Raw genomic sequence first — 15,280 nt, 5'->3', positions numbered from 1 at the left:
GCACCACCATGCACGTAGCCACGGCCATGCTTGTAAATGAGGACTCGATCATTCGCGGTCTCCTCGGGAGTCACCAGCATGGCGGACACGCCGCGCAGTCAAGCCGTTTCGAACGTCACGCCGTCTTGTGCCTCCAGAAACGCCTTGAGCTGATCGACATATTCCACGCGGGCCTGCGCCCAGGAACGATCATCCCCGGCCAAGCTGAACTTGAGCCACGCCGTGCCCGGCGCGACTTTCAGTCCGCCGTCCGCACCGAGCTCGAGAGGCTCATGTCGCGATCCTTGGCGCCGACATAGGGCGCCGTCGCCGTGACGGACTTTTGCAGCGACGGTGCTTCGCTTGGTCCGATCGCGTCGATCAGGTCGAGAAGAACCTGCTGCAACGCTTCCTGGGTCCAGCGGTCATGCATCGCGTGGTTGGCACCCTCGATGACCTCGAGCTTTGCCATGCCGTCGCGGCAGATGCGCCGACCGCGAACACCGACATCCTTTTCGACCTGCCGCAAGCCGGGATCACCGCCACTGAACATCAACCGGCTGTGCACCTTGCGCTTCGAGAAATCGCGGAACCAGATCGTGGGCTCGTTCTGGATCAGGTGGTCCAGCCCGACACGATCAGCAAGGGCGGTGAGCTCGATCTTCAGGCGGATGCGCAGACGCTGCAGCTCGCTCCTGATGACGTCCGTGATGCGCCGCTTGCCCGTCAGGATTCGCAGCCATTTGTCCGGACGCCGAAGATTGGCAAGGATGACCTCCTTGGGCCGCACGCTGACACGTCGTGCCTCATCAAGGGAGAGACCCTCGGGCCACTCGAAATGGGCAAGATTGCCGATGAGCTGGCCGACGACGCGATGGTCCTCCGTCGTTGCGTGCAGCGAAAGATAGGCGCCCGAGCAGATGCCGAAGAGAACGAAGCGGCGATAGCCACGCGCCGTCAGCTGGTCCAATGCCGCCCGCAGATCGCGAACCGGTTCCTTCTTATGGACGAGGCCCTCGGCACCCCTGGGCGTCTGGACGCCACTGATGCTGTCACCGATCTCGCGCGTGTCGAGGCGGAACGACGAGATCCCTTTTTGCGCGAGCCAGCGACCGATGCGCACCGCCATGCGGCCGCCGCCGATATGATGATCGAGGCCGGTATTGAGAAAGACGACCAGAGGCCGGTCCATGTCGATCGGCTGGGCCACCGGCTCCGAGAGCACGCCAAAGAGCGGATGGTCATTGCTGAACTGCAGCGGTGTTTCCAGCTCATGCGACGTGTGCATCAGCGCGGGCCCGAGCCGGGCCTGCTTGGCCGTGGCAGTGGCATCCTTTGTCATCGATTGGCCGGCCCAGTCGATGATCCGCGCCCAAACCTCCTCGGGGGCCAGCGAGTCGACGCTGGTCTGGATCAGTTCAGAATAGCCCTGGAAGGGCATGGTCTCGACGTCGGCGCCAAGGCCGGCCAATCGAGCGGCCAGATCCCGATCGGACTTGCCATTACCACGCGCCACCAGGAGGATACGCGGCGCCGGGCGAATGGCGAGCTTTGCCAGATCCAGTTTCTCCAGGTCGGCGCTTGTCTCCTTGCTCAGACGGAAGCCCGCCGTCTCGATGCCGCTCGTCGCAACCTTCACCGTAGCGGGATATTCCATGTCGATCATCGCGGCGAGCGCGCGCATCTCGCGCAGATATTGCCGCCCCGAGATCGGCGCGCCCGCAAGGACGAGGCCGTCAATATCCTGAAGGCGCGTGGCAGCCACCGTCGCCAGCAATCCGCCAAGGCGCAGGCCGACCAGGACCACTTCTTTGACGCCCGTCATCTCGCGGAGGCAGGCAACCGCATCGCCGATATCCGCGATCCAACGTTCGACCAGCCCGGCTTGGTCGTCATCGCCGGCCGAGTCCCCCGTCGCCGTATAGTCGAATCGCAGGGTCGGTATGCCTGCCGCCGCCAGCCTTCGAGCGAGCAGACCCCAATGCCGATGCACGTTGAGTTGCTCGACCTCGCCCGCATTGCAAAGGACGACTCCTCGCGTGCCCGATGCCCGATGGAGCCAGCCAAAGCGATCAGCGAAGTAGATAGGTTCCATGAGTATGTCTTTAACGCTTCGGTCGCGGTTGAAAGAGGGCGGTACGACCACGATTCACTAGCCCGCGCCCGCCTAATAATAGACTAATAAAAGCCGCCGGCATCGCCCAAATTCCGCTTTATTTCTGCAAACGTTCTATGCGTCCTGGCCTTGCCAGCCATATTGGCGGCGCGAGGAAAATTTACCGCATATATCTCCGAAACAGGGATGGCGAAGTAAATGAACTGTTGATCATCAATGGCGCCCGAAGGAGCAAAATCCAGTGATCGCTAATGATTACAACGACGCCAAGCAGCACTATCGATGGAAGCGGGGCAGACGAAAAGGTCCTCTTTGCACCAACGACATTCAAGACATATCATGATGTGGCAAAACTTGCTGCCACGCCTCGGTTGAGAACCGGCCGGCCTCGCCCTGCCGAATTCGGCAGGGCGAGGCCGAGTGGACAAGGGAATGTCGCCCTTGATCGTGGCAAGGCAATAAAATCAGCGATTGTAACATCGCGGGCATATCGCGCCGCCGGCCCCACGGTATCATCGACGGCCACGGCTTACGGAGGTTCGTACCCGTGCACCTTATGTCATGGTCAGGGACTGCTAGAGCTTACTGATGTCTGCCTTCCCATGCGTCTGAATCATCTCAGGCGAGGGTCACCTGGCCTAGCGCGGGGCGTACGCCTGCTGGCGCTGACAGTGTGCCTCGCCCCTGGCCTCGCCGTAGCGCAGGTGCTGGACAAGTACGCGCCACCGACGGCCTACGGCTATAATGATGAAGCCGGCGTCACGGTAACCACCCGACTGCGGCCCGATTATGACGCGCCGGGCGTGAAGGCGGGCTCGTTCGTCGTTCGGCCCTCGGTCTATTCGGGCCTTGCCTATGACGATAATCTTTTGGGCTTGAAGCATAAGGAAAGCGGCACGATTCTGGGAACGGGCGCCGCGCTCGATGTCAGGTCCGACTGGAATCGCCATGCGCTGAATGGATTGCTGTCCTTCGACAACCGTCACGTGATGGACGGCCCCTCAGGCTATCCCAGCCAATCGACGACGGACTATCAAGGAGTACTGGACGGTTTCTACGATCTTGGCCGCGACCGGCTGCGGGGTGCCGTCTATCATCAGCGCCTCAACCAGTCGCCGGCCGACATCGCTTCCCCCACCGGGCAGCGCTCGCCCACGCCTTACGACCTGGATGGGGCGCGGGTCGGCTACGAGAAGACCTTCAACCGCCTGACGTTGACCCCGCAACTGGAACTCAGCCAGTATCACTATGGCTCGACCAAACTTGGCGGCGAGCATGTCAGCCAGTCGGATAGCGATCATCGCACGGCCCAAGCGGAACTGGTCGCGCGCTACGAGACCAGCCCGCATCGCGCGCTTTTGGGCGTCGTCCGCGCTGGCACGACGAGCTACGATAATGATACGCCCGGCCAGTCGAGCCTGGATTCGACCGGTCTCTCGGCATTGGTGGGCTTCGACACCCAGGCCGATGCCGTGTTTCGCTATCGGGCCCTGATCGGCATCGAGACCCGTCAGTACAAGTCCTCGGATCGCGATGGCCAGACGACGCCGGTCGTCGAGCTGGGCGGCGTCTGGACCCCGGACGGGCTGACGACCGTGACGGGCACATTGTCCCGCACCATCCAGGACGCCACCGCCGGCAACCAGGACGAATATGTCTATACGCGCGGCCGCGTGGTCGTGGATCATGAGTTTTTGCGCAACCTGCTGCTCAATGCATCCGTCGGCGCTGAATATGCCGATTTCATCGAGAGCGGCGGTGATAACCAGACGATCCTGACGACCGGGGTGGGTGCCACCTGGCTGATCAATCGTCGCCTGAAGCTGAATGCCGGCTATCAGTTCAGCCAGAGCGTGAGCGACGGCCCGAACGACTACAATCGAAACATCCTGCAGCTGCGGTTGGATATTGGATTTTGAGCATGCATGAGATCGCCCTGCCGCCTCGTCGTCATCCGCAAACGCGGAGCCGTCCACCAAAGGGTGCGGGGCCGGCCTTGAGCCGCCGCGCTCTGGCCACCCTCCTGGGCGCCACGGCAATCGCGGCCTGCGCGCCCAAGGACGACCTCGCTTTCCTACCCGACACACCCACGACGGACTCGCCCTACAAGCTCGGGCCCGGGGACCAAGTGCGCCTCATCGTCTTCAACGAGCCGCAATTGTCGGGCGATTTCCGGGTAAGCGACAGCGGCACGATCGACATGCCACTGCTGGGTGCTGTCAAGGCGACCGGCCTGACCACCGACCAACTGGCCAAGAACGTGACCGACCAGCTCAAGGGCCGCAACCTCTTGACCGATGCCAGCGTCGCCGCCGAGGTTTCTGCCTACCGGCCGATCTTTGTCCTGGGGGAGGTAAACAATCCCGGTCAGTATCCCTTCCAGCCGGGCATGACGGTCCTGACTGCGGTGGCTCTGGCCGGGGGCTTCACCTATCGCGCCTTCCAGGATTATGGAACTGTCATCCGGACGAGCGATCAGGCGAGCACGGAGAACCGGATCGCGCGCTCCGGTCGCCTGGAGCCGGGCGACGTGCTCAATATTCTGGAGCGCCGTTTCTAGGGCACGCTTGAGCTAGCCGCCGGGTCGCATCCGGCGCTGGCCTGGCCGCCCCTCAGGCGACCGTGCGGGGCTGGCTCCCCCCTGTCCGCACCACGGTCCTGCGGCTGAGCCCGTCGAGGAAGTCCGCGATGCGAGCAGCTGTGGCCGCCTCGCTCAGCACGTCCCGCCAATATGCGAGCGAGGCCTGCTGCATGGCCTTCAGGCGCTCCGGATCGGCAGCCAGGTCCTCGATGAGATCCACCGCGTCCGGCCACGCCGCGATCTGAAAAAGCGGGGCGCCCCGATAGAAGGGATGAGAAGGCAGCCGGTCGCATACGATGATCGAGCCGTGCTGCAGGCCCTCATAGACGCGGAGCGTCTCGTGCGCCGTCCCGCGCGGCGCCACGCAGATCTGGGTGTCGGCCATGGTCGCGAGATAGCGCGCCTGGCGCTCGCGGCTTTCCTGGAAGCCAGGCGTGATATCGAGGAGGATACGCTCCTTGCCGAGCCGCGTTTCCAGCGTCCGCAAGGCCTCGATCATCGCCAGACGACAGACGAGCTTGGGCGTTCCCAGCCACCCGCGCAGACCACGACCCTTGCCGGCCGTCTGCTTAATGCTGCCGAGGAAGGACGTAACATAAGGCCGGGTGGTGATGTCGGTCACGGTCGATTCCGTAGCCGGCACACCATAGCCCAGCGGCAGCAGGTGGCAGACGCGGCGATTGCGCCGTTGCAGCAGCCTCCAGCCGTTCGGCAGCCAGAGAAGGAGGTTGCGGCACCATTCCAACCCTTCGAGAAAGGCCGTCCGCGTCGGACGCAGGCGCGGCAGGTAATTGGGATAAAAGCCGTGGCATTTCAAAACGGCGCCGACCTTGCCGATATAGCCTGGCACCCGGCAATGCTCGTCGCCATAGATGACGGCGATGACATGCTGGCCCAGCACGGGGAGCGGGATCTGGGAGCCCCAGACAAAACAGACTGTCCGCCCCTCGAGCCCATATTTTTCTTCGAGCAGCCGAAAGATGCGGACGAAATAGACGATGTCCGCGTCGTGCACGGGTCGCTCATTCGCAAGATCGAACTCGACGGGCGGACTGTAGGGCGTGCACACAAAGTAGCGGTTTGGCATGGAGAGCTTTCGACGATCACGGCCCTTCATCTCCGGGGATGAAGGAAAGGTTGCGCTCTTGGCGCCTGCTCGGCCCAAGGCTTGCTAGCCCACGGCGCGCGAGTCCTGATCGACGGCCAATGGCTGGCTGACGACGCTTCGATAGACCTTCTCGAGTTCGTCGACCACACGCTCCCACGTCGCGTGGCGCTCGATATGCAGGCGATTGATGCGTCCCATCCCGACCCGGTCGGTGGCCGAGCTGAGCACTTTGCATAGTGCCTCGGCCAGTGCCGCCGGGTCGCCGGGCGGCACCTTGTAGCCGCCGCCCGGCGGAACGATGTGACCAAGGCCACCATCGTTGCTGGAAACGACCGGCATGCCGCAGCTCATGGCCTCGACGGCAGTCGAGCCGTAGGGTTCGCCGAAGGAAGGCAGGCAATAGACGCTGTGATCGCGCATGAGCGATGGCGCGTCGCCACGATCGAGCCGGCCTTTGATCTCGATCCGATCTCCAAGGCCCGACGCCGCGACCTTGGCCTTGAACTCCTCCATGTGATCGCCGCGACCGACGATCGTCATGCGGGAATTGGGTATCGTCCGGGCGACAATCTTGAAGGCCTCGAGAAGGACGAAGACGCCCTTGCGGTAATCCACGTGGGCGTAGAACAGGATGCTCAGATCCTGTTCGTCCGCCAGCCGGCGGGGAAAATCGGCGGCCGGGCTGAAGAGCTTGGCATCGATGCCATGCCGGATCAGATGGATCTTCTTCTCGACCAGCGAGGGAAGGGCCAGACGATTGCGCGCCGCCGGTGTCGTCAGCAACAGTGCATCGGCATGCAGTTGCTGCAGGCCCTCGACGACCGAGCGCACGGCGGTGCTCATCATCTTTCTGGCACGGCTTCGATCTGCCTTGCCGTCATGCTCGTCCGGCCAGCGCGCCACGTAGGTGCCAAGTACGATCGGCAGGTTGCAGCCGAGCAGGCCCAAAGATAGCCCGGCGAAGACGGGATTGAGCTGGTGAACGATGTCGATCCGCTCGGCAGCCCGCAGCCGCTTGAGGAGCTTGCGGATCGCGAACATGTATTCGATGCGGCCCAGCGCCTCGTTACCCGATCGCGTGGGCAATGGATGCAGCGTCACGTTGTCCGGCAAGGGCTTGGAGAGAGACTGGCCACGCGTGGCGATATGCAGCCGGTAACCGCGCTCGGCCAACTCGTTGATGAAGCCGAAGGCGACCAGACCGTCGCCGTTCGGCAGGTGGTCCGTCAGTAGATCGGAGGGATGGGCGATGAAGATGGAAGGCTTGCTCATCGGCTGCTCCGCTCCAGGCTTTGCTCGTAGAGGCTGGCGAGCGATGCCGCCGCGCTGACAATGTTGAACGGCCCACGTCGCAGCGTCGCCTGCATCGCGGCCTTCGATGCCTCAGTCCGCGCCGGCAGGGCTAAAAGCGCCTCGGCCCAGGCATCCACCCCGGCCGCGAGTGGCAGCATGCGGCTGCTCGTGCCCTCAACGAGGATCTCTCTGGTCAGACTGTCGGAGATCAGGCAAGGCAGGCCCGCTGCCTGCGCTTCCACGGTCACCAGCGGCAGGCCCTCGTAGAGGGAGGGAAACAGAAACCGATCCATGGCGCCGATCATATGTGCTGGAATGGTCCGGCAATCAGGGATGAACGTGATGTGGGGAGAGAGGCCCAGAGCCTCGGCTCGCGCTACATGCTCCGCACGCTGACTGCCATCGCCGATCAGCAGGAAATGCGCAGCCGGGTCACGCCGGCGCACCGCGGCCGCCGTCTCGAGAAGGAAGCTGTGATTCTTCTGCTTCTCGAAGCGGCCGACATGGCCGATCACCATGCTCTTCTCGGGAATGCCGAGCCTTGCCCTGAGAAGGGGATCGGGTGCTGCCGCGAAGGGCTCGAGATCAACGCCGCAATAAAGGACGCCGAAGCGCGCATCGTCTCGCCAATCCGCGTTGAACATGGAGGCGGCGGCCAGATCGCTGACGCCCCTCCCGACCGTCGCCCAATGCCGGATCGCCGCGTGCCCGAGGCCCGCATAGAGCTTGTAGGGCAGGCTCGCCTCCGCCAGCACCGGCTTGATGTCGGTATGGCTGTGCGCGATGCGGGCCGGGATGCCCGCCCGGGCGGCCAGCATCATCACGAAGCCATGATAATGCGTGCCGTGCGTATGGAGAATGTCGTAGGGCCCGTTTTCCGCGACCAGCCGACGGAAGTTGGCCGCAAAGCGCAAGGGATTCGTGTGCCCGAGGCAGGGAAGGACCCGGACCCCGGCGGCACGGAAATCCGCCGTGAAGGCCTGCTCCTCATCCGTCCACACGAGGACGTGATGCTCGAATTGCGCGGGGTCGAGCCTGGTCACCATCTGGTAAAGCCAGGTCTCAATGCCGCCGCGCAACAGATGTCCCACACTGTGGAGTACCTTGATGCGCCCTCTGTCCGCGACATGCGTGGATGGCGGCGCGCCTCGGACCCCGGGTGTCGATTCCACGTGCAGAGCGCTGGAGCGATTCATAACGTTCATGTGAGGGAAGCCTGTCCGAGGAGGCGCGCCAGACGGGCGCGTACGAGGTCCACAAGTTCGTCCTCACTGGTGCAAAGACAATAGACGAGAAGGGCGTAGGCGACGTACCCCGTTACCGCCACGAGAATGGCGTAGGCGAGGCTAGGCGTGCCGACCAGAAAGATCATGGCCGCCATGACGAGCGCGGCGGCGCCAAGACCGGCCAGCATGTCGCCGACGGCGCCAAACGTTAGGGTCAGGCGGCCCGTCCGCAGAAGCACGACGATGCCGAGAAAGCCGACCAGAACGATGGCAATCGCCGAAGCCAGAGCGGCACCGGTCGAACCTAGAAAGGGAATGAGCAGGACGTTGCCGGCCAGATTGAAGATGCAGCAGCCGACTGTAAGGACCATGACCAGTCGTTCCTTGCCCGTCATGTGCAAGGCATTGGTCGAGGGGCCGAACAGGGTGGCGCCCAGTTGGCCCAGGGCCAGGATCGCCAAGGCTGGTGCCGCCGCCACATATTGCTCGCCGAAGAGGAGGCGGACCCAAAATCCGGCGGTGAGCGCCAGGGCCAGGAGGCCCGGTCCGGTCATATGGAGCAGGATACGCAGTGCGGCCGTGAACTCTTGGGAGATCTCGGGCACGCTCGCGCCTGGCGCTGCGACCTTCGGTACGCGGGCCTCAAAGACCGTGATGACGGCACTGCGCAGGACGATCGGGATCATCGCCAACTGCGAGGCCACCTGGTAGATGCCGACCGCGCTGGCATCCGACATCATCCCGAGGACAACTCGGTCGGCCCAGATATTGAGGACGTTGGCGCTGTTGATGAACATCGTGATGAGGCCGAACTGTATCAGCGTGCGCAGCGCCACCGGTGTCGCCTGGGAAGGTCTGGCCGCCAGCATGAAGACCGTCAGGCCGATCACCAGGACGAGGGCCAGATTGTACATGTGGGCAGCGGCCGAGGCCGAGGCCGAGGCCTGGAAGACCAGCACCGTGGCGGCGAAGTAAATGATGAAGATCAACGCGCCGGCTATCGCCGAGGCCAGGAGCCCGCCCGAGGCGCGCAGCGAGGCGAGCATCACGGTAAAGAGCGTGAGGAGGAAGACCGAGGGGGCGAAGGCCTGGATCACCAAGGCGGCATCGGGCGCGCCGAAAATGTGACGTGCTATCGGCCCCGCACCAAACCAAAGGCCCAGTGCTGTCAAAAGGCTGGTACCGCCGGCAAGTATCATCGGCGCCGATAGAAGGGAAGCGCGGCCGCCCACCGAAAATCGCAACGCGGCCTGTGGCATGCCGAGCGGGGTCAGCGTGCTGACGAGCCCGACAACGGTCCAGCCAATGGCATAGATGCCGAAATCATGCGGGCCCAGGACCCGCGCCAGCACGATCTGCAGGACGACATAGAAGCCTCGCCCCAGCACCGCCGAGCCGAACTGGATCACGATGTCCAGTAGATTGGTCATCCCGCTTTGCCTCTCAGGCTCAAATCGTCGAAACGTCGGTTTATCGCCTACCTGCCGCCAAGCGGTCGAGAGGCTTGTTCGGCGCACGTTCGACGGTAGCGGGAAGGGATGGGCTGGAAATTGCCCTTACGAGAAACAGGCCAATCATCAAATAGAGCAAGATGCCGTGCTCGGCGGTCTGCTGGCCGCCGAAGGGTAGCTGTGACAAGCCAAAAAGGGCGCCGGCGAATTCCGCGCGGGCGCTGCTGTCCTGAGAACGGCCAACGATGCTCATGCCGTTGAAGGCAAGGATGCCCAGCGCCCCGAGATAGAAGAGGCCCGCCGGAACGCCCAGGCTCACCAGAATATCGATGATGCCGCTATCGATCGCGATATGATCGCCCGCTTCGAGATAATGGCCATTGGTCGACCAGGCGAGACCGCGGCCGAGCGGCAACTCGTCGAGCCAGCGGGGAAAGGTATTATATTGCTCTAGACGCTGCTGCGCGCTGTCGTCCTTGTCGAGCTGGGATACCGAGCTGAAGCTGCCGAGCAGCTTCTTGCCCGCGCCCGGGATGCTGAGCGTGACGGTGATCGTCAGCGCCAGTGCTATCACCAGCTTGATGATGTTGGCGCGCATGGCCGGGTCACGATTGGTGACGATCAGATAGACCAAGGCAACGACGAAGGCCCCCATGGCGGCGCGCTGTGTCGTCAGGAAAAGTGCGCCGAAGGCCAGCAGCACCGTCAACCAGCCCAGCCCGCGGGTCCGGGGCAACAGGAAGAGTGTCCCGGTGCCAAGGAGGGCAGCCAGGCTGCCGGGCGAGTTCATGGTGCCGAAGACACGGACCAGGAAAGGTTCGGGCCAGCCGATGCTGCCCATCTTGGATGCCGTCATGAAATAGGCATCCCAGGGCATGATCGAGACGAACTGGATGATGGCGTAGAGAGCTGCTGCCGGAAGGGCAACGGCCATCGTACGCACGATGGCGGTCCGCATCGCCTGTTCATGCTCGGCGTGGGCGCAGACATAGCCGGCAAAGCAGATGGGCGAGAGCCATCGCATGGCCGCCATCAGGGGGTCCATGAACGCGCCCGTCACCAGGGCTGTGCCGAGCCCGAAGCAGACAGCCAGGATAAGCGTCAGCATGACGCCGCCAAAGCGCGTGCCGCGCAGCACAAACATGACAGTGAAGGGCGAAGCCACGACGATGCCCAGATAGGGTGCGAGCATGATCGGGTTGCTGTCGGAATAGCCCGCATGGAAATCGATGACATGGCGGATGCCCGGGGTCACCACCAGCGACCAGACGATGAGCGATAGATAAGTCCCCGGGCTGCGGATTGCCGCCACCAGGGCCGCCAGGGCGAAGAGAGCCGGATAAACGAGCTTGGCCGGGCTGGAGAGCCCGACCTCTCCCATGAGGACCGGGACGATGAAGATCGCGGCCAGCATGAGCGTGGGCATGAGGCCGAGGCGCGGCAGCGCCGGTGCTGCCGCGACCGGGACAGCCGGCGGCGGCGCAGCCGCGATCGCCGGGCCGTTCCGGTCGAACCGTGCACCGGGAAGAGCGATGCCGGGAATGTCCGACAGGGTGCCGCGCGCGCGCATCGACCTTACTCAGCCGTTCGAGGAGCGCGAGTCGTCGCGGATCTGGGGCACTTTGCTGACCTGCAGATATTCTCGATTGCGCTGGAAATAATAGCCGAAGTCCGAGGGTAGAAGTCCCTTCTTCTGGTCCAGCTGCGCGAAGGTCAAGACTGTGCCGGCCACGCGGCCACCGCTGGCCTCGATCTGACGCACCACGCTGTTGAGGAGCAGGCGCGGCGTCTGGTCGACCCTACCCAAAACCAGCGTGTCGTCCGCCATCGGCGCCAGGATGGCACTGGCGGCCATCGCAGAAAGGGGCGGCGTATCAATGACGATCAGGCCGTATTCCTGCTGCCAGCTCGCGAGCAGCTGGCGTCTGTCGGTCTCCCAGGTCGTGGCCGGGGCCGGCCAGACGACGCCATCAAAGCTGAGCGAGGGCTCGAGCGAGGCCGGGAACGTGCCCATCAGCGCGTTCTTGCTCTTCAGGTCGGTGCTGACGAGAAGCACCCGCACGCCATTCTCCGCGGCGAAGCGGCCGAGTTCATAGGAGAAGGTCGACTTGCCTTCGCCCGGGAGGGCCGAAGTGACGAGGACCGTCATGTTCTTGCGCAGACCGCGGGAGGGGCTGCGCAGGAGATGCGCGCAGATCGAGCGCAGCTCCTCGCGGAAGAACAGATACTTCGCGTGAGAGCGATCCCAGCTGCCCTGCCGGCGACGGCTGAATTTCGGCATGATGCCTATGCATCGCACACCGGAGTAGGTCGTCATGTCGCCGGTGTGGCGAACGACCTCGCGCCGGTTCTCGCGCCAGACCAGGGCCAGGGCCGAGAGGCCGCCGCTGATGCAAAAGCCGAAGATGCCGAAGAGACCGGTGCGAGGCGAGCTTGGCATGTCGGGGATGAGAGCCGGCGAGAGCAGCGTGGCATCGGCCTTGATGAGCTCGCCCGCCCGGTCATAGCCGCGCATCTGCTGGAGCAGGGAGAGATAGACGCTCCGCTCCGTCTCGGCCTCGCCCTCGAGCCGGCTGAGCTCGGCGCGCTGGTTCTCGGCGCCCAGGGTCTTTGACTTGAGCTCGTTCAAAGCCACAGTCAGCTGCTGGACGTTGGCGGCGGCGATCTTGGCCTCGCTCGTCTCACCCTCGATGATCTTGCCGATCTCGCTCCGGACCGCGGATTGCAGCTTGTCGCGGCTGGCGCGCGCCGTCCGCACATCGGGATAGGCACTGCCGCGCACGCTCTCCAGGGAGGCGACGTTGGCAGAGACCTGACCCAGCTGAGACTCCAGCTCCTCAAGGGTCCGCGAGCCCGACATCGAGACGATACCCTCGACCTGACCCGCCTGCTGCAGGCGGAGGATCTCGTTGGCGCGGGCCTGCTTGGAGACCATGGCGGCCTGGGCAGCGGCGAGATCGGCGCTCATTTGCGCCAGTTGCTGCTCCAGGGCGGTGCGACCGCCGACGTCGACGAGAGCGTTTTTCGAGCGATAGGCCTCGACATTGTTCTCAGCCGTGATCAGGCGGTCATGGGCGCTGTCGACGGCCTGCTTCAACCAGTCCGACGTGCCGCCGATAGCACCAGCACCCTGCTGCTGAAGCCAGGCGAAATAGGCCTGGGTATGCGCATTGGCGATCTTGGCGGCGAGCGCCGCGTCGGGCGCGCGAAAGCCCACGCGCAGGATATAGGTGTCGGGATCCTGCTGGACCGTCAGGCGATTCAGATATTCGCGCGTGACCGAATCCGCATCGGCCAGGTTCTCGACGGGCTGCGGCTTCAGGCTTGGCAACCATTGAGACAGAAAGGTCTTGGCATAGGCGACACCGGTGCCGACCAAGCCCGGTCCCTTGGGCTGGAACATGGGCTCGTCGGTCAGATGCAGTTCGTCGACGACCTCGCGCACCAGGTTGCTGCTGCGCAGGATCTCGACCTGGCTGCGCACCAGCCAGGCCCGCGTCGACGCATCGATGGGCGCGGTCTCGGCTGCACCCTTGATCTTGCCGGCGTCCGGCCTGTCGAAGAGGATGACCGACTGCGTGTCGTAGGTCGGTTCGATGCGGCTCGCGAGATAGACGGCAGCAGCGCCGCCGCCCAACGCTATGAGGCCAATCACAACGATCCAACGCCGCCAGACCCGCAGCACGTCAGCCCAGCTGATCTCCAGCGGTAGGCCACCTGTTCTCGTCATAGCTTCGTTCATCGCCGATCCATCATCATAGGCGCCCGCGCGAAAAGGGCGGCGTCAGGCCTAATATAGCCAACAAGGTCAATATGCGATCACCGCCCGCATCGCGGCTGAATATGCCGCCCATGCACATGGCCGAGATCCCCCTACGGAGACTGGCCTCGTCACGCCGTGGAGCCGGTCGCGGTGCAAGGTTGGTCGCCAGGACAGAGAATGCCATCTTTCGTCCTGCACGAAATAGTCCGATGGCACTCTACCTTATCATGATACGTACGTAGATTTGAATTTAGCGAAATGTCGTCCGAATGGCGGCAGGTGCAACGGGGTCGCTGCCGCGCGAGGCAGCATCTGCGGACAAGCGCAGCCGGAGAAAGACGTGATGGCGAAGGTAACAAGGCGCTCCCTGGTCGCTGGCTCGGCGATGCTTGGCCTGGCCCCACGCCGGCTCTGGGCGGCAGCGGCCACGGGCCATCTGACCCTGCAACCGAGTGGCACAGCGCGCGACTTTCTGGACAGTGTCGGCGTCAGCGCGCACTGGGACTATCGGGACACGAGCTATGGCCGCTATCGGCAGCAAATAGCCCAGGCGATCGTGGATCTGGGGGTCAGGCATCTGCGTGGGTATGACCCCGAATTCGCGCCCGAGCTTGCCTCCCGAGGCGTGATGAGCCTTCTGACGGCCGGCCCGGAATATGGCAGCCCCGCCACGATTGCTACGTTGGTGCGCAAGGCCAATGCCAAAGCGAAGGTGCTGGCGGCGATCGAGGGGCCGAACGAGCCCGATCTCTTCTGGCGCGGCCCTCGCTATCGTTGGCACGGCCAGGGCTTTCCCGAAGGTGTCCTTAGCTACCAGCGCGACCTTTACACTTACTTCAAGTCGGCGCCCGATCTGGCCGACCTCACGATCATCGGCCCCAGCCTCGGTCGGACGTACGACCCCGGCGGCGGCTACCCCAACCCCTTCGCCGCCGGGTCGCTGACCGATGCCGTCGACTGGGGTAATTTCCATCCTTATCCGGGCGGCAATCCCTTCTCGCCGCCGTTCCGCTATGGCGGCATCGCGCGATATTACAGCTCGGCCACCTTTCCTTCGGCGGCCCTGGACGAGTTCCCGGCCAACTTCACCACCTACGCTCCCCCCTTCGCGCCCAAGCCCATGTCGGCCACGGAGACCGGCTATTCAACATTCGCTGGCGGCTCTTCCGAGGCGACGCAGGCCAAATACATGCCTCGCCTCGTCGCCGAGTATTTCCGCCTCGGCATCAAGCGCGCCTATCTCTATGAGATCATCGATCTTAGGCCCGATCCCGGAGGCCAAGAGCGCGATAGCCATTTCGGCCTCCTTCGCGCCGACGCGACGCCAAAGCCGGCTTATCGAGCGCTCAAGGGCCTGCTCGACCTGTTGGACGACGGACAGGACGGCACGCCCGCCTCATCTTTGCCAGCGCCCGTCGAGCTCTCCTTCAGCCTTCCTGAGGGATACGATCGGCCGCAATATGTCCACGCTCTTCTCCTGCGTCGCTCGCTGCAGGATCTCGTGCTCCTCTACTGGCACGAGGTTGCCAGCAGCTCCTCGGCAACCAAGCCTTTCACCGACATCGAAGTGCCAGAAGGCGACCTCTCTTTGTCGCTGTCACCGGGGCTGCGCGCGGTCGCCTGGCACCGTTACGCCGCCGATGGCACGTTCGTCCGGCATGCGGTGGAAGGTCGCACACCGTTGCCGTCGTTGCCGCTCGAGGACCGGATTGTCGCCGTCGTACTCCGCCAGGATTGAGGCACGAATAGGAAGATGGGCGGCT

Annotated in this window: 10 protein-coding genes; 3 read left to right on the top strand and 7 right to left on the bottom strand. The window is 63.9% G+C overall.

Annotation, left to right across the window (positions count from 1 at the left end; translation table 11 throughout):
* Nucleotides 1-238: 238 nt before the first annotated feature.
* Entirely contained in the window at nucleotides 239-2,074 is a 1,836-nt protein-coding gene (locus CFB17_RS15560; protein WP_088562489.1) for a serine aminopeptidase domain-containing protein, read from the bottom strand.
* Nucleotides 2,075-2,697: 623 nt separating this feature from the next.
* Between CFB17_RS15560 and CFB17_RS15555 the strand changes: the two genes are divergently transcribed.
* Entirely contained in the window at nucleotides 2,698-4,014 is a 1,317-nt protein-coding gene (locus CFB17_RS15555) for an outer membrane beta-barrel protein (RefSeq protein WP_165769645.1), read from the top strand.
* A gap of 2 nt (nucleotides 4,015-4,016) precedes the next feature.
* Nucleotides 4,017-4,655 (top strand): polysaccharide biosynthesis/export family protein, encoded by a 639-nt coding sequence (locus tag CFB17_RS15550; protein ID WP_088562487.1) that lies wholly within the window; start codon nucleotides 4,017-4,019, stop codon nucleotides 4,653-4,655.
* Between the two features lie 52 nt (nucleotides 4,656-4,707).
* Here the strand turns inward: CFB17_RS15550 and CFB17_RS15545 are convergent, their stop codons facing one another.
* The 6 genes from CFB17_RS15545 to CFB17_RS15520 all read right to left on the bottom strand — a co-directional run bounded on the left by CFB17_RS15545 (nucleotide 4,708) and on the right by CFB17_RS15520 (nucleotide 13,496).
* Nucleotides 4,708-5,763: a hypothetical protein gene (locus tag CFB17_RS15545; RefSeq protein ID WP_088562486.1), complete on the bottom strand. Its 1,056-nt coding sequence runs from the start codon at nucleotides 5,761-5,763 to the stop codon at nucleotides 4,708-4,710.
* Nucleotides 5,764-5,847: 84 nt separating this feature from the next.
* Nucleotides 5,848-7,056, bottom strand: a complete 1,209-nt coding sequence (locus CFB17_RS15540) for a glycosyltransferase family 4 protein (protein WP_088562485.1) — start codon at nucleotides 7,054-7,056, stop codon at nucleotides 5,848-5,850.
* Nucleotides 7,053-8,282, bottom strand: a complete 1,230-nt coding sequence (locus CFB17_RS15535; RefSeq protein ID WP_088562484.1) for a glycosyltransferase — start codon at nucleotides 8,280-8,282, stop codon at nucleotides 7,053-7,055. Before CFB17_RS15535 ends, CFB17_RS15540 begins: the two co-directional genes overlap by 4 nt.
* Nucleotides 8,279-9,733, bottom strand: a complete 1,455-nt coding sequence (locus CFB17_RS15530; protein ID WP_088562483.1) for an oligosaccharide flippase family protein — start codon at nucleotides 9,731-9,733, stop codon at nucleotides 8,279-8,281. Before CFB17_RS15530 ends, CFB17_RS15535 begins: the two co-directional genes overlap by 4 nt.
* Before the next feature lie 40 nt (nucleotides 9,734-9,773).
* Nucleotides 9,774-11,324 (bottom strand): O-antigen ligase family protein, encoded by a 1,551-nt coding sequence (locus tag CFB17_RS15525; RefSeq protein WP_088562482.1) that lies wholly within the window; start codon nucleotides 11,322-11,324, stop codon nucleotides 9,774-9,776.
* A gap of 9 nt (nucleotides 11,325-11,333) precedes the next feature.
* Complete coding sequence (locus tag CFB17_RS15520) at nucleotides 11,334-13,496, bottom strand: GumC family protein (RefSeq protein ID WP_088562481.1); 2,163 nt, start codon at nucleotides 13,494-13,496, stop codon at nucleotides 11,334-11,336.
* Nucleotides 13,497-13,860: 364 nt separating this feature from the next.
* On the opposite strand from CFB17_RS15520, the gene CFB17_RS15515 reads away from it, so the two are divergent.
* Nucleotides 13,861-15,255, top strand: a complete 1,395-nt coding sequence (locus CFB17_RS15515; RefSeq protein ID WP_088562480.1) for a glycoside hydrolase 5 family protein — start codon at nucleotides 13,861-13,863, stop codon at nucleotides 15,253-15,255.
* Nucleotides 15,256-15,280: the final 25 nt, after the last annotated feature.

Origin of the sequence: Arboricoccus pini (genome assembly GCF_900187945.1) — a bacterium.
GTDB classification, from domain to species: domain Bacteria; phylum Pseudomonadota; class Alphaproteobacteria; order Geminicoccales; family Geminicoccaceae; genus Arboricoccus; species Arboricoccus pini.
The sequence above is the reverse complement of the archived record's forward strand: the minus strand, read 5'-3'. Positions and strand labels throughout refer to the sequence as shown.